Origin of the sequence: Flavobacterium xylosi (assembly GCF_042787345.1) — a bacterium.
GTDB classification, from domain to species: domain Bacteria; phylum Bacteroidota; class Bacteroidia; order Flavobacteriales; family Flavobacteriaceae; genus Flavobacterium; species Flavobacterium xylosi.
The window spans coordinates 63,871-82,521 of sequence record NZ_JBHZPZ010000016.1; the positions used below are offsets into that span (position 1 = coordinate 63,871).

Below are 18,651 nucleotides of genomic sequence, written 5' to 3' on the forward strand. Positions count from 1 at the left end.
GTGTTATTTTAAATCAAAATTTCACTCTCTAAATCGGATTTTTCGATGGTAAAATCGAATCCAAGTTGTTTTACTAATTGGATAACCAGATTTTTATACCAGTTTTCGGATTTGGGATGAATGTATATTTTTTCGATCAACTGATTTATATTTACATTGATTTTCAATCCTTCATTAATTTTGATTTCGCTTTCGCCAATGTCTGTGATAATACGTACTTCGCCTTCATATTGAAAACTTTTCCGTTTGAATAAAAAAGGAAAAAACATGTCATCAAACGGAATGTGTTCTTTTTTGTAATCAATATAATTTACTTCCCCGATATATTGCTTGAAATTTATTTCTGGAACAAGTGACTCCTGCAAACGTCCAATTGTGGATTGAATTGCCAAGCCTTCACTGTTTTGCGTGAAAATCTGCCACATGGCAAACGATTCGTATTCATTGATGTGCCAGCTGCTAATTGCTACTTTTTCCCGATGTGTTTTATAATAGTTTAAAAAGTCAGGATTGTCAATGGAAAGCTTTCTGATTTCTTCGAATGTGGGTTCGCTAAAAGTCCCTTCGTACTGATCCTCAAATTTATCAGAACGGGACATGAATAACTTTTGAGACATCAATAAATCCAAAAACTTAGACAAATCCAGGTATTTCCAAACGACTGTATTTGGATCTTCGGGCAGTTTTATATTTGGATTATTTAGGTACATTTATAGGTCGTTTTCTAAAAACTGGGATAGTTTTTCAGGTTCTTGGCTTGTATGAAAAACAAGCGAAATTCGAATGTTGTTTTCGGAGATATAGTATAGAATTTTATAATTACCCTCAACTAAGTAGCGGTATTTGTGTGTTTTGTAAATTTTGGTATTTTTTGTAAATTTTTGAAGCGAACCCATTTCTGGAAATTTTTTAAGTAGGATTGTTCGTTTAAAAATTTTATCCGATAGGTTTTTTGGAGAACAAAAAGGATTATGGTATGCAATAGTTTTTAACTGGGATAACGCAGTTTTGGACCAAAATACTTTCATTACCAGTTTTTCATCATTGATTTTACTTCTGAAATAGAGTTAAAATCACCGTTTTCAAAATCTTTTTCAGATTGTTCTAGTAATTTCCCTAGTTCGGAATGCGTCATTTTTTTCGAAATAGATTCTTCGTAGATACGTGCTTTTTCCTCCTTGAGCAAAACTTCTACTTTAGATATGGTTTCAGTATTATCTAAAGCTAGGAAATTTTGAACCAAATTTATTTTTCTTTTTTCTAAAGTAGTTTTCATAGCGAAAATGTTTTATCAAAAATACAAAATTTAATCATTCGTTATACGGAAATCTTAATTCGTAAATCCTAAATTTACTCAAAAGACTGCAGATTTACTAATTTGCTATAAGTACCATTCATTGCCATGAGTTCCTCATGTTTTCCTTGTTCCACAATTTTTCCTTTTTTCATGACCACAATTGAATCTGCTTTTTGAATAGTAGAAAGTCGGTGCGCAATAACAATAGAAGTTCTGTTTTGCATCATGTTTTCTAATGCTACTTGCACAAATTTTTCGCTTTCCGTATCTAAGGCAGATGTTGCTTCGTCCAAAATCATAATTGGAGGATTTTTTAAAACGGCACGAGCTATAGACAATCTTTGTTTTTGACCGCCTGAAAGTTTGTTTCCGCTGTCGCCGATGTTGGTATGAATTCCAAGAGGTAGGTCTTTTACAAATTCGAAAGCATTGGCAATTTTTAGAGCTTCGACAATTTCTTCATCTGTCGCGTCATGTTTACCAAGTGAAATATTAGCTTTTATGGTGTCATTAAATAAAATACTGTCTTGAGTTACTAATCCCATCAAATCACGAAGGGAATGCAAAGTCATGTCTTTTATGTCTATACCATCGATTTGTATCGTTCCTTCATTCACATCATAAAAACGAGTCAGTAAATTAGCAATGGTACTTTTTCCGCTTCCGGATTGTCCCACAAGAGCTACAGTTTGACCTTTTTTTACTTCCAATGAAAAGTCTTTTAAAACCGCTTCGTCTTCGTATTTAAAATTAATATTTTGGATTGTTATAGTAGAGTCAAAAGTTTTTTTGTCTACTGCATTGTCCTTTGAGGTGATTTCATTTTCGACTTCTAAAACTTCAAAAACTCGTTCTGCAGCTGCTAATCCGTTTTTAACGGAGTACGACGCTTTAGAGATTGCTTTCGCTGGCGTAAGAATATTGAAAGCCAAAGTCAGATAAACGATAAAAGCAGAGCCTTCCAATGTTTTTTCAACAAGCACCAAATTTCCACCATAAAAAAGTAAAACGGCAATAGTTGTAATTCCTAAAAATTCACTCAAAGGTGTTGCTAAGTTGTTTTTGCTTCCGATACTGTTTGACAAATTCAACAATCGTGTTACTGAATCGTAAAATCTCCTTTTGAAATTACGTTCAGCATTGTAACTTTTTATAACTTTCAATCCGCTCAAACTTTCATCAACAATAGAAATTAGAAAGCCACTTTCTTTTTGTGCCTGCAAGGATTGCGCTCTCAAATTTTTAGCGATTTTTGAAATGATTAATCCCGAAATAGGTATGAAAACCAAAACAAATAAAGTTAATTTCACACTGATAAAAAACATCGTAACTAATGCGAAAACAATAGTTAAGGGTTCTTTTACGACAAGTTCTAATATAGAGAAAAAGGAATTCTGTACTTCATTGACATCGCCAAGCATTCGAGCCATAATATCTCCTTTTCTTTTTTCAGAATAATAAGAAATGGGCAACTCTATTATTTTATCGTACATCGATTTTCTCAAATCCCGTAAAACACCATTCTTTAAATGCATAATGTGATGCGAAGCAAGATAATTAAATAAATTTTTGAATAAGAATGTTGTTATAACCATCAAAACAACAAATAACAACGCAACTTGAATGCTGTTTTCTTTAGTTAATTCTGAAATTTTGTAATACATAAAATCCGAACCAAACTGTTTTATATTTCCTATTCCGGTATAAACCGGCTCTTTTAGTATCGTCTTGGTTTTACCAAAAAGCACTTCAAGCACCGGAAGAAGTGTTAGCATAGAAATAGTGCTAAACAAGGCATACAAGATGTTGTATATCACATTCCAGGTAATATGGGACTTGTAAGGTTTTGTATAAGGAATTAATTTTAATAAGCTTTTGTCCATTAGTTCAATTGCATTGCAGTAATAATATTTTTAATTTTTTCATTCAAAACAGCCTCCACTTCGTTAAAATCTTCCACAGATTCCAATTCCGTGTTCACACTGATGTAGAATTTTATTTTTGGTTCGGTTCCGCTTGGTCTGGCGCAAATTTTAGAACCGTCTTCCGTGTAGTAAATAAGCACATTCGATTTTGGAATATCCATATTTGTTACTTCGCCTGTCAATAAGTTTTTTGCCGTTGAAGATTGATAATCTTCCAGCATAATCACTCTTTGTCCGTTGATTTCTTTTAATGGATTTTCTCTCATGTCAATCATCATCTGATTGATTTCCTGTAAACCGTCCATTCCTTTTTTAGTCAATGAAACTAAATATTCTTTATAGAAACCATTGTCAACATATAATTGAAGTAATTCTTTGTAAACAGTACTTCCTTTTGCTTTTGCCTGGGCAGCCAATTCGCAAACTAATAAAGTAGCAGCAACCGCATCTTTATCACGAACCGCATCGCCCACCATGTATCCAAAACTTTCTTCACCGCCACCAATGAATTCCAACTCCGGGAAGTCCTTAATCATTTTGGCAATCCATTTAAATCCGGTCAATCCCACTTTGCATTCTACGTCATAACTGGTGGCTAATTCCATCATCATAGGAGTAGAAACGATCGTAGAGCCCACAAATTGTTTACCGTTAATTTTTCCCGCTTTTTTCCATTGGTCCAGTAAGAAAGCAGTCATCAAAATCATCGTTTGATTTCCGTTAAGCAAGGTCATTTGTCCTTCATTATTTCGAACAGCAACACCCAATCGGTCGCAATCAGGATCTGTCCCGATAACAATATCCGAATTAGTTTTATCCGCCAACGCAATTGCCATTGCTAATGCTTCCGGTTCTTCAGGATTTGGAGATTTTACCGTTGGGAAATCACCATTTGGAACTCTTTGTTCTTCAACAATATGTACATTCGTGTACCCTGCTTGCGCTAAAGTATCAGGAACTAATGTGATTGAAGTTCCGTGCAAAGAGGTAAAAACGATGTTAAGATTTTCTTTGGCTTCTGCCGAAGTGTCAAAACTTGCATTTGCAATCGAGGATTTTATGAATGCTTTGTCAATATCGGTATCAATATAATGGATCAAATCTTCATTGGCAGAAAACTTGATTTCATTATAATTTAAGTTTTCAATAGTATTAATGATGGCTTCATCTTCCGGAGGAACAATTTGCCCGCCATCTTCCCAATATACTTTGTAACCATTGTATTCTGGCGGATTGTGCGAAGCCGTAAGTACAATTCCCGCTTGACAGCCTAAATATTTAACCGCAAATGACAATTCAGGAGTCGGTCTTAATTCTGAAAACAGATAAACCGTAATCCCGTTTGCCGTAAAAACGTCAGCAACTACCTTTGCCAGAGTATCGCTATTATGACGACAGTCGTAAGCAATAGCAACCTTTAAATCTTTGTTTGGGAACACTTTATGCATGTAGTTGGAAAGACCTTGCGTGCTTTTACCAAGCGTGTATTTATTGATGCGATTGTTCCCAACGCCCATAACACCGCGCATTCCGCCTGTTCCAAATTCCAGGTTTTTATAAAAACTTTCTTCCAGTTCTTTAGGAGAAGTCGTCATCAATTCCTTGATGGCTATATGTGTTTCATTGTCAAATGTAGGCGTAAGCCATTCATTTACTGCATCCAAAATGTTTTGTTTGATATCCATTTTATAGATTTATTTGTTTCTGAATTTTTAGTTTAAAATTTCAAAATAGTTATCTCGTTTAACAATTTTGATTTTTTTTAGTAGCTGTTTCCTGCTTTCCGCTACAATCTTTTTTTCGGTAAAAATCTCAAAAAAGGATTTCCACTGCAATCAGGGCTAGTAATATTTACATTGAAAATCAGTTTTTATAACCAATTTTGTTTCTCTCAATCTCATTTTTTGTACTATTGTCTTTATCTACCAAATAATTCAATGCTTTGTAAATATCGGGAAATTGATTTTCTATTTCTACTATTCTGTCTTTTAGCTCTTTATATGTTAGTGAAAATTGTCTAAAAGTTACAAACGCTCTGATTATTGAAATGTTTACTTCTATTGCCTTTTCACTATTTAATACACTAGAGAGCATTGCGATTCCTTGTTCTGTAAAGGCGAAAGGAAGATACTTCAAATGTTGCCCTCTTCCATTCTTTAAGGTCGCAAATTGCGTCCTTAAAGAATCATACTCATTTTAGAAAGTTCAAACATAAAATCTTCTGGAAAACGATTAGGATTTCTTCTTACAGCTTCTTTTAATCGTTTGTTTTCAATGTTATATAGTAAAGCTAAATCAAAATCTAACATTATTTTACAGCCTCGAATCTCAAATATTTTATTTAGTATAACTTCTATTTCCATAACTTTTTAATGTTTGAGGACGCAGATTTCGTCATCAAGTTGCCTTTTTGTTTTTCTTTGAGTTCACAAATTGTGTCCTCAAACTATTAGACGACTTATGCTTTTCGGTTTCATCTCCCTCTCCTTTGGAGAGGGTTGGGGTGAGGATTATAAAAAATTCACCTCACTCGAAACTTTGTATCGTTCCTCATTATTTTTTGTTCTCAAAATTATTTCGCCAAGAAATCCGGCCAAAAATAATTGAGTTCCCAATACCATTGTTGTTAGTGCGATATAAAACCAAGGATTGCTGGTTACTAAATTATAGCGCATGTCATTATACATATGATATAGTTTTGAAATACCAATATATCCGGCTAATATAAAACCAATAATAAACATCAAAGAACCCATAGCACCAAATAAATGCATCGGTCTTTTCCCAAAACGGGAAAGAAACCAAATGGTAATTAAATCAAGGAAGCCATTGATAAAACGTTCCATTCCAAATTTAGTTTCACCGTATTTTCTGGCTTGATGCTGTACCACTTTCTCGCCAATTTTTCCAAAACCGGCATTTTTAGCCAAAACAGGAATGTATCGGTGCATTTCTCCGGATACTTCAATGTTTTTTACCACAACATTTTTGTAAGCTTTCAGTCCGCAATTGAAATCATTCAATTCCACACCAGATGTTTTTCTCGCTGCCCAATTGAACAATTTAGAAGGCAGGTTTTTAGCAACCACTGAATCGTAACGTTTCTTTTTCCAACCGGAAACCAAATCATATTTACCGTTGACAATCATTTCGTACAATCCAGGAATTTCCTCTGGGCTGTCTTGCAAATCGGCATCCATGGTAATGATTACGTCACCTTGCGCTTTGGCAAAACCAGCATGCAAGGCTTGTGATTTTCCGAAATTTTTCATGAAACGAACCCCTTTTACGTGTGGGTTTTTTTGGGCAAATCCTTCAATAATAGTCCAGGAATCGTCTGTGCTGCCATCGTCCAGAAAAATGATTTCGTAAGTGTAATTATGCTCTTGCATCACCTTAATGATCCAAGTGTACAATTCTTTAAGAGATTCCTCTTCGTTGAGAAGCGGTATGAGTATAGATAAGTTCATTACTATTTATTCTTGTGATGAAGATTTGCTTTTGAAAAATGCAGCCATAATCAATCCTAATATGCCGCAAAAAAAGATTGTAAAAATAGATCCTTTCAATTGTTCAACGATTGAATATGGATCAGTTTCTCTAAGTTTTGAAACGGTTTCATTCAATGATGAAGCCGGTACTCCAAATCTTTCAGAGGTATTAATTAAATATTTAATTGTTAAGTCAAGAAGAGTAGCTTTTACAGAAGGGTCAATAAAATTAAATAAAACAATTTTAAAGGTAACCGAAATCAAAACGCCTATTACTGCTGCAATAAAATAGGTAGTAAAAGCTTCTTTAAATAAAAACACACCATTTAATTCTTTTTTTGTTTGAGATAGTAATATTATAGGAACAATTATAAAAACAGAAAAACTTAAAAGAGTTGTCCACCAAGCGATGAATAAATTGATGTCTATTGCATACATTGCAGCAGTAATTAAAGATAAAATTACGCCTGTTATGATGCCATAGGTGACCCCATTTCTTTTTATGATTTCATTTATCATTGTTCGTGTTTTAAGATTAATCCACAAATATAACAATTCCCAATATATTCGAGGATAAAAATCGCTTTTTACGATTATATAAAAAAAGTCATGCAAAGATTTGATTATTGGAAAAAAATTGTAAATTTGCAAACTCAAAATAATAATGTAAAACAAAAAGTTATAATGAGTTTATACCTTTTCTGTTAGAGGAAAAGCTTCAAGACAAGTTATAATTAACAAATAAAAAAGATTAACAAGATGAAAAAAGGAATTCACCCAGAAAATTACAGATTAGTTGCATTTAAAGACATGTCAAATGACGAAGTTTTTATTACTAAATCTACTGCAGATACAAGAGAAACATTAACAGTTGACGGTGTTGAATACCCAGTTGTGAAAATGGAGATCTCTAGAACTTCTCACCCTTTTTACACAGGTAAATCTAAACTTATTGATACTGCAGGACGTATCGATAAATTTAAAACTAAATACGCTAAACACGCTAAATAATAAAAGCTGTTTTTTAAAATATTGCCTTCCTCCCGACACTTCGGGACGGAAGGCTTTTTTTATTTTTATCTATTTGAAAACTTTGTAACTTTGAAGTCAATATTATAAAAGGGACGTTATTTGAATTAATTTTTAATCAACAACTAACCGAATCAACAAATACACAATTTTATGAACTACATACTTTTTGACGGACCTTCCAGAAATGCCCTATTGCCTTTTACTTTCACTCGTCCGGTTGCGGATATTCTTATCGGAATTATGACCATTCGTCAAAAATGGGAAATGCGTTTGGGTTCTACTACAACTACATTGACAGAGGAATATTTGTCCGAAAAATTTCCAATGGTAGAATTAGAAGTAAATGTAATGATAAATGCTTCCTTTCTGCCTAACGATGTATTGGTTGAAATGGTGAGTAATCTGGAGCCAAATCAAGCTATTTTCAAAGGTGATGAGGTAATTGCCTTTTACACCAATGATGAGCAGGAAGAAGTAGATTTCGATACTTATGAGATTTTAGAATACAATGAAGATTGTTTAACGGTGGAACATACTTGGGACATTTTTTTCAAAAATGATGCAGCAATACGAGAAGATTTTGAATTCTTGACCGAAGATAGAAGATCGCAACCCATTCCAAAAAGCGTTAACGTAATCGCTCCCGAAAATGTATTTATTGAAGAAGGTGCAAAATTAGAATTTGTTACTTTAAATGCTTCTACAGGTCCTATATATATAGGTAAAGATGCTGAGATTATGGAAGGCTCTGTAATCAGAGGCCCTTTTGCCTTGTGCGACAATGCGGTTGTTAAAATGGCTGCCAAAGTCTACGGAGCAACAACTGTTGGTCCGCATTCCAGAATTGGAGGCGAAGTTAATAATTCGGTATTGTTTGGTTATTCGAATAAAGGACATGATGGATTTTTAGGAAATTCTGTTCTTGGTGAATGGTGTAATATTGGTGCCGACAGTAATAATTCGAACCTGAAAAATAATTACGAAGAAGTAAAATTGTGGAGTTACGAAACCGAAGGTTTTGCTAAAACGGGACTTCAATTTTGTGGATTGATGATGGGAGACCATAGTAAATGCGGAATTAATACGATGTTTAATACCGGAACGGTAGTAGGAGTAAGCGCTAATATTTTTGGCAGCGGATTTCCTCGCAATTTTGTGCCGAGTTTTTCTTGGGGCGGTGCTTCGGGTTTTACCACTTATATCACGAAAAAAGCTTTCGAAACGGCTCGACTGGTAATGTCACGAAGAAATGTTGAGTTCGACGATAGAGAAGCTGCTATTCTAGAACATGTTTTTGAAGAGTCTAAAAAGTGGAGAAAAGAATAGTCCAATATTAGATTAATTTCTTAATAATATACCATTTTGTCATTTCGACAAAGGAGAAATCTCACTTTTGATTTCTCCTTTTTTGAAATGACAATTTTAGTTTTATAGATTCCTAAAAACTTTCTAATCTGCAAATTGTCTAATTATGTATTTAAACTATCTTTGCACTTTTAAAATCTGATAATCTAATTATCTAAAAATCTTATAATCTACATGATTACAGTTAACGATATTTCCGTGCAATTTGGTGGAACAACACTTTTTAGTGATGTTTCTTTTGCCATAAATGAGAATGATAAAATTGCACTTATGGGTAAAAATGGAGCAGGAAAATCGACGCTTCTTAAGATAATTGCAGGTCAAAGCAAACCATCAACCGGTAATATTTCGGCACCAAAAGATGCTGTTGTAGCTTATTTGCCTCAGCATTTATTGGCTACTGATGGCGCAACGGTTATGGAAGAAACCTCAAAAGCCTTTGGTGAAATCTTTGGGATGAAAGCTGAAATTGATGAAATCAACGAGCAATTGACAATTCGTACGGATTATGAAAGTGATGCATACATGAAATTGATCGAAAGAGTTTCTGACTTAAGCGAGAAATTTTATGCGATTGAAGAAGTAAATTATGAAGCCGAAGTAGAGAAAATTCTAATTGGTCTAGGATTTGTTAGGGAAGATTTTGACCGTCAAACGACCGAATTTTCCGGAGGTTGGAGAATGCGAATTGAATTAGCCAAAATCCTTTTGCAAAAACCGGATTTAATTTTACTGGATGAGCCTACCAATCACATGGATATTGAAAGTATTCAATGGTTAGAGGATTTCTTGATTAATTCAGCCAAAGCGGTTGTGGTGATTTCTCACGATCGAGCTTTTGTAGATAATATTACGAATCGCACCATCGAAGTTACTATGGGAAGAATCTATGATTACAAGGCTAAATATTCTCATTATCTGGAATTGAGAAAAGACAGACGCGTACACCAACAGAAAGCGTATGATGAGCAGCAACGCATGATTGCTGATAACAGGACTTTTATCGACCGTTTCAAAGGAACGTTTTCTAAAACAGATGCGGTTCAGTCTCGTGTTAAGATGTTAGAGAAACTAGTTATAGTGCAGGTTGATGAGGTAGATACTTCAGCACTAAAATTAAAGTTTCCTCCTGCAATACGCTCTGGTCAATATCCTGTTATTGTAAAAGATTTGTCAAAATCATACGGAGATCATGTGGTTTTCAAGGATGCCAATATCGTTATTGAAAGAGGCGAAAAAGTAGCTTTCGTAGGGAAAAATGGAGAAGGAAAATCGACGATGATCAAAGCCATTATGAAAGAGATTGAAATTAACGGCGGTAGTTTAGAAATTGGTCATAATGCACAAATTGGTTATTTTGCCCAAAATCAAGCCTCGTTATTAAATGAAAATGCCACGATTTTTGAAACGATCGATGATATCGCAGTTGGAGATGTTAGAACTAAGATTAAAGATATTTTAGGTGCTTTCATGTTTCAAGGTGATGATGTGACGAAAAAAGTAAAAGTGCTTTCCGGTGGAGAAAAAACTCGTTTGGCAATGATAAAATTATTGTTGGAGCCGGTTAATTTATTGATTCTGGATGAGCCTTCGAATCATTTGGATATGAAAACCAAAGATATAATTAAAGATGCGTTGCGGGATTTTGACGGAACTTTGATTCTAGTTTCTCACGATCGTGATTTTCTTGACGGATTGGCGACCAAAGTTTTCGAATTTGGAAACAAGAGAGTGGTAGAACATTTTGAAGATATAACCGGTTTCTTGGCTAATAAGAAAATGGAAAGTATGCGAGAGATAGAGAAATAATTCTATCGGAATCTTTATTGATTTAATAACGGAAGTTTTTAATGGCTTCATTTTAAATGCATAATAGGAAAAAGTATAGGTACAGATTGATTTTCCCGACTATCAGAATGATTGGTGGGATTAAATACTTAAACAAAATAGGAATTTTTAGTCGAACTTCCAGGCTTTTTGTTGCGCTTCACTCAGGAAAGTCCAGGCTACAATTCGGCTTGTTTTTTGGCCTTGAGCCATATCGATGGTTTTTATCTCCACTGCACTTACTTTGTTTAATGTTTTGTAAATACTGGACAGATTATCTCTTTTGGAAACCAGAGTAGTAAACCAAAGACATTGCATTGGATATTTTGCACTTTCGTAAATCATTTGGGTGACAAAACCTAATTCTCCGCCTTCGCACCATAATTCTGCATTATGGCCGCCAAAATTCAAAACGGGTTTTTCAGTTTTTGTGTCGCCGGTTCGGGATTCTAAATTGTTTATTTTTCGCACCGAACTTTTAGTAGCTTCATCTTGCGAAGCATGAAAAGGAGGGTTGCAAATAGTGAAAGTGAATTTGTCTTCGGGAGTGATTATATTTTTAAAAATAAAACGGGAATCCGTCTGCAATTGTAAACTAATCGGATCAATTAGCTTTTGGTTTGCCGCAATGATTTTTTTGCAATTTTGTATCGCATTTTCGTCAATATCGGTACCTACAAAACTCCAGCCGTAAGTAGCATTACCTATTATAGGGTAAATACAATTAGCACCAATACCGATATCTAAACCTTGAACTGTTTCTCCTTCAGGAATGATTCCGTTATTGCTTGAAGCTAATAAATCAGCGAGATAATGTATATAATCAGCCCTGCCTGGAATGGGAGGACAAAGATAATTTTTAGGAATGTCCCAATCTTGGATGTTATAATGACTGATTAATAATCCTTTGTTTAGTGCTTTTACAGCATCTGGATTACTGAAATCGATAGTTTCTCCCGAAGCGTCGGGATTGTGTTTATTAACAACAACGAAATTCTTTAATTCGGGATTGTCTTTGATTAATCGTTCAAAGTCGTACCCAAATCTGTCAAGATTTCTCGGATGTAAATTAGTCTTTTCGGTAATTGTTTTCGGTTTCATTTTCTATAATTCGGATGCAAAGGTAGTCAATCTCTTTTTGGCAATATATAAGATGCTTCTAATAGATGTAGGGAGAGTGTAAATTTGTTTTTTAAAATCAATCCATGCATTCCATCATCAGTAAATCACCTTGTTGATGTTCTATTGTTACTATGCCGTCTTTGGTAACATGATTACTGCTTCCGGTTCTGTAACCAATAGTTAAGCTGTCATCTTTTAACGGATAAAATAAATTATCAGAATGAATTCCGGTAACATGGCCAATTGGAATTAGCGAAATGGGCGTATTTGCCGTGTACCATTTTTCGAATTTATTGGGTAACAAAAATATTTTTGAATGGTCGTCGAGAATAACAATTTTTAACAAATTGCGATACCTGACTATGTTTGTCAGATTGGTAATGGTATGATCGGCTCTTCTTCCGGTTGCCCAAACGACGTTTACGGCCGGGATTTTTCGATGAATTAAATAATCAAATGCTTTTTCTAAGTCGGTTTTGTCTTGGTCTGGTGTGTGAACAATCTCTATAGGATATTGTGAAGTTTGGTATTGTTGCGGATCAAATCCTCGATCGAAATCTCCTAAAAGAACATCGACTTTGATGTCTAATTCCATGACTCTTTCCATGGCCGAATCCAATACAATTACCAAGGGAGACCATTCTAATAATTGTCCTAATAATTCCGGATGGCAGGCAGCGCCATTGGCAATTATTAAAGCTGGTTCTTGGTCGTCGCGAACGATGTGATGTGAGGACATTAGGATTTAAGATTTAGGATTGCTGATGCAAAAGTAGATAAAAGTTCTCGTTTTATCTCTTAAAGAAATAGCCCAGATTAGTTTGCTATACTGTTTTTTTTATCGGAGTTCAATGAACTTCGTTTGAAATGAAAAACATAACAGGTTCTAAACTTTAGTTTTGTGTCAGTAGAAGAGCGACCGGAGGAAGCTCCTTTTACGGGCTAGAAAACTGTTTAGAACCTGTTTTTGTTTGCAATGAATAGCGGGAAAAAGCTCCTTATTGTATCGTGTAATTTTTAATATCAACTTCGCTAAGGGAAAAATAACCCAATGGATAATCCGCAGAATTGGTGGTGTTAATGACATTCCCTCGAACTGTTGCGGGAGGAGATTGGAACGGGCCTCCGCCATTATTTCCTGCAATGCTGACCAAAACGCTCATGTAATTATAATAGGCTTTTGAAATGCCATAATGGGTGACTTCTATCTTGTCGCCAACTTTTAAATCGTTATTTTGGGAAATACTAAAGAATTTATTTCCATTAAAAAACTCGTCCTGATCGACGTAAAAATTAGATTTTATTTGGTTTGAATAGACGTATTTATACAGGTAATGATTTGTTTCATTAGCAGGATCAGAATAATAACTTTTGATCTCTATTGAATTTCCTGTAAATCCACCATTATTATTTTGAATGATTTCAGTTATCGGAGCGACTGATTTTAATGATTCAGTGGCGGTATATGTCGCGCCATTGGTAACGATGGTTAAAGTGTAAACCTCATTTAAAACAGGGGAGAAATTAGCGCAGATATATTCTCCTTTTATTGCGGATTCAGCAAAATAAAAAATAACATTAGAACGGTTTTTAATAGAGACAGTTGCTCCGGAAACCTTTGGAATTCCAGTGCTGTAAAAATCAGTCGTTGTGGTTAGTGTTATTTTTTGTTGGCTTCCTGATGTTCCTTTTTTCCAGTTTATTGATGCTTCTATAACCAATTTTGGAGCAGCTGTGTTCAAATCTACTGGAATAACATCTTCACAACTATTTAGAAAGAGTGCCAGAATAATAGCTAATAGTGGTTTTATTTTGTTCATGATGATTAAAATTTGAAGTTATAACTAACGGCTGGAACTATTCCGAAAATGGAAGTTTTTACCGCCTCATTACTACCTGTATCTGTATTTTGTCTGAAATTGATTGAAGCGGCATTTTTCCGGTTATACAAATTGTAAATGCTAAAAACCCATTCTCCTTTCCAGTTTCTGTCGGCATTTTTTCTCGGTGTCAATGTTGCAGCAATGTCGAGATGATGATAAGCAGGAAGACGATTTTCATTTCTCAAGCCATAACTTGGTACATTTATTCCCAAGTATTCGTATTGCCCGTTTGGATAGGTTACTGGTTGACCGGTTTGTAAAGCAAAATTAGCTCCAAAAGACCATCTTTCATTCAAATTATAAGAACTGGTAATGGCAATATTATGCAATTTATCATAGACAGAATTGTACCATGCTCCGTTGTTAATTCCTGTTTCGATAGCTTTTCTTCCCGGAGTTTGCTGCTCAGATTTGGATAAGGTATAAGATATCCAGCCGTTAAATTTTCCTTCGTTTTTTCGGAACATCACTTCTAATCCGTATGATCTTAATTGTCCGTTTAGGATCACTTGTTCAATGGCTTTGTTAGCTATTAAATTCGCTCCGTCTATATAATCCAATCGGTTTTTTACTTTCTTGTAATACGTTTCCACTTCAAGAGAATACATTCCGTCTTTAAAATTTTTGAAATAACCCAAAGCCACCTGATCAGCAATTTGTGGTTTTATAAAATTATCACTTGGCGTCCAAACATCCAGCGGAGTAGGCGATGAGGTATTCGAAATTAATTGTAAATATTGAACCATTCTGTTGTAGCTAGCTTTTACAGATTGGTCATCATTGATTTGATAGGCAAATGAAAAACGGGGTTCAAGATTATTAAAGTTTTCAATAACTTTATTGTTATCATAGAATTTTGTTCCAATAGGAGTCGCTTTTTCATAAATCTGTAAATCCGGATTGAATGTTACCGGATTGTTATTTTCATAAATATTTACGGTTGATTGTCCTAAACGGTAAAACATGCTATAGCGAATTCCGTAAGAAAGCGATATTTTATCCGAAATTTCATGATCAGCATTAATATATAAGGCGGGTTCGAATGCGTATTTTTTATCTAATTGATCAAAATTAATTCCGGAATTAGCATCAGAAGGTTTGATTGTTCCCGGATTAAAATCGTAATAAATAGCATTTACACCATAATTCAATTTGAAAGAATCCGTTATATAATTTTTGAAATCATATTTAATATTATAATTCTTGATTCCTGAATCCCATTTGAAACCAACAAAATCAAGATCTAAACCATAATAGTAGTCACTATAGATCAGTGATAAATTTGAAAATAATTTATCCGAAAATAAATGATTCCAACGCAGGTTTAAAATGGAGTTTCCATAAATATTAGTGAAACTTTTGTTTAAGCTAAAAACGTCTCTCCCAAAATATCCAGATAAATACAAGTTGTTATTTGGATTCAGTTTGTAACTCAATTTAGTGTTCAAATCATAGAAATAGGCCGAGTTGTTTTTTTGTTCTTCGGATAGTTTCAGGAATAAATGCGCATACGAACTTCTACCGCCAATAAGGAAAGAACCTTTGTCTTTTACTAATGGTCCTTCGACCAAAATCCTACTGGAGATTAATCCGATTCCTCCATTGACATGAAAACCTTTGCTACTTCCATCTTTTTGATAAATGTCCAAAACAGAAGAAGCTCTTCCGCCAAAACGAGCCGGGATTCCACCTTTGTATAACTTTAAATCCTTAATCGCATCTGGATTAAAAACAGAGAAAAAACCAAAAACATGGGAGGAGTTAAATATAGTTGCTTCGTCCAACAGAATCAAATTTTGATCTGCACCGCCGCCACGAACATTGAATCCGGAAGCGCCTTCGCCGGCATTGGTAACACCAGGAAGCAATAAGATTGATTTAAGAACATCCACTTCGCCAAGTACAACTGGCATTTTTTTAATGGCGGAAATAGAGAGTTTGTTGACGCTCATTTCCGGTTTCCGAATATCAGTTTTGGTTTTATTATCGGTAATAATAACTTCTTTTAAAGCTGTTTCATTAGTAAATAACTTGAAATTATTTTTTATGTTTTGGTTTAAATTTATGGATTCTTCAATGTTTTGGTATCCCAAATAGCTTATTTGAACCGCGTAAATTCCTTGTGGTAAAGTAATGGAGTAAAATCCATATTCATTAGTTGTAACTCCAGTTTTTAACTCTGGGATAATGATGTTTACGCCAATTAAAGTTTCGTTACTGTTAGCATCTGTTATGATTCCGCTTAGCGTAAATTTTTGCTTCGGGAATTCGCTTAAGTTTGTTTCTTGTGAAAAAGAAGCCAAAGAAGATAATAAAAGAATAAAAAAGACAATATTTTTCTTAGTAATCATTTCTTAGATTTTGATTTTGCAAATTTCAACTAATGGAAGTTAATTCTTGTTTAACAATTGTTAATGTATTGCTAAGATAAAAAAAAGACAACCGTTTCGGGTTGTCTTTTGTAAAGTATGGAAAAGATAAATTACGCTAATTTAGCATCTAAATTTTCTTTTATAGCTGCCAAGAAATTCTCAGTAGTTAAGTAATCCGCTTCAGTTAATCCTTCTGGTTTAACTAACATAGCTAAATCTTTAGTCATTTTTCCGCTTTCAACAGTGTCGATACAAACTTGTTCTAAGGTATGACAGAAATCAATTAATGGTTGATTTTCGTCTAATTTACCTCTGTGTTCCAATCCTCTTGTCCAAGCAAAAATAGAAGCAATTGGATTAGTAGAAGTTGCTTTTCCTTGTTGGTGTTGTCTAAAGTGTCTTGTAACAGTTCCATGAGCTGCTTCAGCTTCTACCGTTTTTCCGTCAGGAGTTACTAATACAGACGCCATTAATCCTAATGAACCAAATCCTTGCGCAACAGTATCAGATTGTACATCACCATCATAGTTTTTACAAGCCCAAACAAAACCACCACTCCATTTCATTACAGAAGCAACCATGTCATCGATTAAACGGTGCTCATAAGTAATTCCTGCTTCAACGAATTGAGTTTTATACTCTTTTTGGTAAACTTCTTCAAAAATATCTTTGAAACGCCCATCATAAGCTTTCAAGATCGTATTTTTTGTAGAAAGGTATAATGGCCATTTTTTTGTCAAAGCCATTTGGAAAGAAGAATGAGCAAAACCATAAATGCTTTCGTCTGTGTTGTACATTGCCATAGCAACTCCATCACCTTCATAATCGTAAACTTCCCAAGTTTTTGTTTCCCCTTCTTCAGGAACAAAAGTCATGGTTAATTTCCCTTTTCCTTTTATAACCGTATCAGTTGCTTTGTATTGATCTCCAAAAGCGTGACGACCAATAACAATTGGCTGCGTCCAACCTTGTACATAACGAGGAACATTTTTCATAATAATTGGTTCACGGAAAACGGTACCACCTACAATGTTACGAATAGTTCCGTTTGGTGATTTCCACATTTTCTTTAAACCAAATTCTTTTACACGATCTTCATCAGGAGTAATAGTAGCGCATTTAATCCCTACATTATATTTTTTTATTGCTTCTGCTGAATCAATAGTGATTTGATCATTAGTTGCATCTCTATTTTCAATTCCTAAATCGTAATATTTAATGTCTAAATCTAAATAAGGAAGAATTAGTTTTTCTTTAATAAAAGACCAAATAATTCGTGTCATTTCATCTCCATCCAATTCAACCACTGGATTGGCTACTTTAATTTTTGTCATAATGTATTGAGGTGTAATTTATTTATTTTAAAACGTGGCTACAAATATAAGAAAACGTTATCGTAAAAGGAAATACGTTTACATTAACTTTTTTTGTTTAATTTGAATTATCAAATTGTTGTTTTTAACCTCTTTAAAAGAGAATATGAAAAATATAGTATTTTTTTTTTGTCAAATAAAAACTCATAAAAGAGGAGAATAAAGTAAAGAAACCTAATTTAATTTGTGCCAAAAAAAAATCCCCAACATTGTTGAGGATTTTATAGTAAAGAGACAGTTGACTATCTTCTTTTGTCTTTAATTTTAGCTTTTTTACCAGTAAGTTCTCTGAAGTAGAAAATTCTAGCTCTACGAACTGCACCTTTTTTGTTGATTTCAATTTTTTGCAAAGCTGGCAAGTTAACTGGGAAGATACGCTCAACTCCAACAGCGCCTGACATTTTACGAATAGTAAAAGTTTCTGTATTAGCAGAACCTCTTCTTTGAATAACAACTCCTTTAAAAAACTGTGTTCTAGTTTTTTCACCCTCTCTAATTTCGTAGTAAACGGTGATAGTGTCTCCAGCTGCAAAAACTGGGAATTCTTTTCTTGTTACGAATTCGTCTTGAACGAATTTCATTAAATCTGCCATGATATATTTTAATTATGGGTTGCATTAAATCAACATTCACGGATCTCGCCAGAGGTTAAACTAATGTGGGCGCAAAAATACAACTTTTGTTTTAATTTACAACTTTTATTTTAAGTGTTCAGTCGCAGTCGCAGTTTTCAGTCTCAATAGACTTCAATTAGAGTGATAGATTAGATTTTACATCCAAATTTATCAGGGTTATTAATCATATAATTTATAATCTAACAATTTCAATAGTTTTGGTATTTAAATTAACTAGATTCAACTAATTAATGCAACTTTAGGGAAAAGATAAAGATATTTTTTCAAAAGAAAGGACTTTAAAGTCCTCTCTCTCGAATGGAATAAATGTTCTTTATTTGCTCCTGACC

The 18,651-nt window shown here is 34.1% G+C and carries 17 protein-coding genes and 1 pseudogene; 3 read left to right on the forward strand and 15 right to left on the reverse strand.

All coding sequences use genetic code 11. The annotated features are described in order from the left end of the window. Window positions 1-8: 8 nt before the first annotated feature. From ACFX5E_RS13100 to ACFX5E_RS13140, 9 genes and pseudogenes are all read right to left on the reverse strand, one after another. Window positions 9-710: a hypothetical protein gene (locus ACFX5E_RS13100; RefSeq protein ID WP_379855606.1), complete on the reverse strand. Its 702-nt coding sequence runs from the start codon at window positions 708-710 to the stop codon at window positions 9-11. After that, window positions 711-1,028, reverse strand: a complete 318-nt coding sequence (locus ACFX5E_RS13105; RefSeq protein ID WP_379855607.1) for a type II toxin-antitoxin system RelE/ParE family toxin — start codon at window positions 1,026-1,028, stop codon at window positions 711-713. After that, entirely contained in the window at window positions 1,028-1,276 is a 249-nt protein-coding gene (locus ACFX5E_RS13110; RefSeq protein ID WP_379855608.1) for a hypothetical protein, read from the reverse strand. Before ACFX5E_RS13110 ends, ACFX5E_RS13105 begins: the two co-directional genes overlap by 1 nt. A gap of 74 nt (window positions 1,277-1,350) precedes the next feature. After that, window positions 1,351-3,180, reverse strand: a complete 1,830-nt coding sequence (locus ACFX5E_RS13115) for an ABC transporter ATP-binding protein (protein ID WP_379855609.1) — start codon at window positions 3,178-3,180, stop codon at window positions 1,351-1,353. Further along, entirely contained in the window at window positions 3,180-4,907 is a 1,728-nt protein-coding gene (locus ACFX5E_RS13120) for a phospho-sugar mutase (protein WP_379855610.1), read from the reverse strand. Before ACFX5E_RS13120 ends, ACFX5E_RS13115 begins: the two co-directional genes overlap by 1 nt. Window positions 4,908-5,085: 178 nt before the next feature. Next, the gene (locus tag ACFX5E_RS13125) at window positions 5,086-5,358 is read right to left on the reverse strand and encodes an ORF6N domain-containing protein (protein WP_379855622.1); all 273 of its coding nucleotides are present in this window, start codon (window positions 5,356-5,358) and stop codon (window positions 5,086-5,088) included. Window positions 5,359-5,364: 6 nt separating this feature from the next. Continuing rightward, window positions 5,365-5,585 (reverse strand): annotated as a pseudogene (locus ACFX5E_RS13130) (ORF6N domain-containing protein); the annotation flags it as partial. Between the two features lie 147 nt (window positions 5,586-5,732). Next, a complete protein-coding gene (locus tag ACFX5E_RS13135) occupies window positions 5,733-6,692 on the reverse strand; it encodes a glycosyltransferase family 2 protein (RefSeq protein ID WP_379855611.1) in 960 nt (319 codons plus the stop codon). A gap of 6 nt (window positions 6,693-6,698) precedes the next feature. Next, on the reverse strand, window positions 6,699-7,232 hold the full coding sequence (locus ACFX5E_RS13140) for a DUF4199 domain-containing protein (RefSeq protein WP_379855612.1): 534 nt from the start codon (window positions 7,230-7,232) through the stop codon (window positions 6,699-6,701). A gap of 240 nt (window positions 7,233-7,472) precedes the next feature. Between ACFX5E_RS13140 and ACFX5E_RS13145 the strand changes: the two genes are divergently transcribed. The 3 genes from ACFX5E_RS13145 (at window position 7,473) to ACFX5E_RS13155 (ending at window position 10,919) form a co-directional block, all read left to right on the forward strand. Beyond that, the gene (locus tag ACFX5E_RS13145; RefSeq protein WP_066077760.1) at window positions 7,473-7,724 is read left to right on the forward strand and encodes a type B 50S ribosomal protein L31; all 252 of its coding nucleotides are present in this window, start codon (window positions 7,473-7,475) and stop codon (window positions 7,722-7,724) included. A 171-nt stretch (window positions 7,725-7,895) separates the two neighbouring features. After that, window positions 7,896-9,071: a GlmU family protein gene (locus ACFX5E_RS13150; protein ID WP_379855613.1), complete on the forward strand. Its 1,176-nt coding sequence runs from the start codon at window positions 7,896-7,898 to the stop codon at window positions 9,069-9,071. Between the two features lie 213 nt (window positions 9,072-9,284). Then, the gene (locus ACFX5E_RS13155; protein ID WP_379855614.1) at window positions 9,285-10,919 is read left to right on the forward strand and encodes an ABC-F family ATP-binding cassette domain-containing protein; all 1,635 of its coding nucleotides are present in this window, start codon (window positions 9,285-9,287) and stop codon (window positions 10,917-10,919) included. 147 nt (window positions 10,920-11,066) lie between these two features. Here ACFX5E_RS13155 and rlmF read toward each other — a convergent pair whose 3' ends face one another. From rlmF to rplS, 6 genes are all read right to left on the reverse strand, one after another. Further along, window positions 11,067-12,038, reverse strand: a complete 972-nt coding sequence (gene rlmF, locus ACFX5E_RS13160; protein WP_379855615.1) for a 23S rRNA (adenine(1618)-N(6))-methyltransferase RlmF — start codon at window positions 12,036-12,038, stop codon at window positions 11,067-11,069. A 97-nt stretch (window positions 12,039-12,135) separates the two neighbouring features. Next, window positions 12,136-12,798: a thiamine diphosphokinase gene (locus ACFX5E_RS13165; protein ID WP_379855617.1), complete on the reverse strand. Its 663-nt coding sequence runs from the start codon at window positions 12,796-12,798 to the stop codon at window positions 12,136-12,138. A gap of 259 nt (window positions 12,799-13,057) precedes the next feature. Next, complete coding sequence (locus ACFX5E_RS13170) at window positions 13,058-13,879, reverse strand: DUF4249 domain-containing protein (RefSeq protein ID WP_379855618.1); 822 nt, start codon at window positions 13,877-13,879, stop codon at window positions 13,058-13,060. A gap of 5 nt (window positions 13,880-13,884) precedes the next feature. Then, window positions 13,885-16,293, reverse strand: a complete 2,409-nt coding sequence (locus ACFX5E_RS13175) for a TonB-dependent receptor (RefSeq protein WP_379855619.1) — start codon at window positions 16,291-16,293, stop codon at window positions 13,885-13,887. Between the two features lie 131 nt (window positions 16,294-16,424). After that, window positions 16,425-17,648, reverse strand: a complete 1,224-nt coding sequence (locus ACFX5E_RS13180) for an NADP-dependent isocitrate dehydrogenase (RefSeq protein WP_379855620.1) — start codon at window positions 17,646-17,648, stop codon at window positions 16,425-16,427. 281 nt (window positions 17,649-17,929) lie between these two features. Further along, on the reverse strand, window positions 17,930-18,280 hold the full coding sequence (gene rplS / locus ACFX5E_RS13185) for a 50S ribosomal protein L19 (protein ID WP_073207643.1): 351 nt from the start codon (window positions 18,278-18,280) through the stop codon (window positions 17,930-17,932). Window positions 18,281-18,651 lie beyond the last annotated feature (371 nt).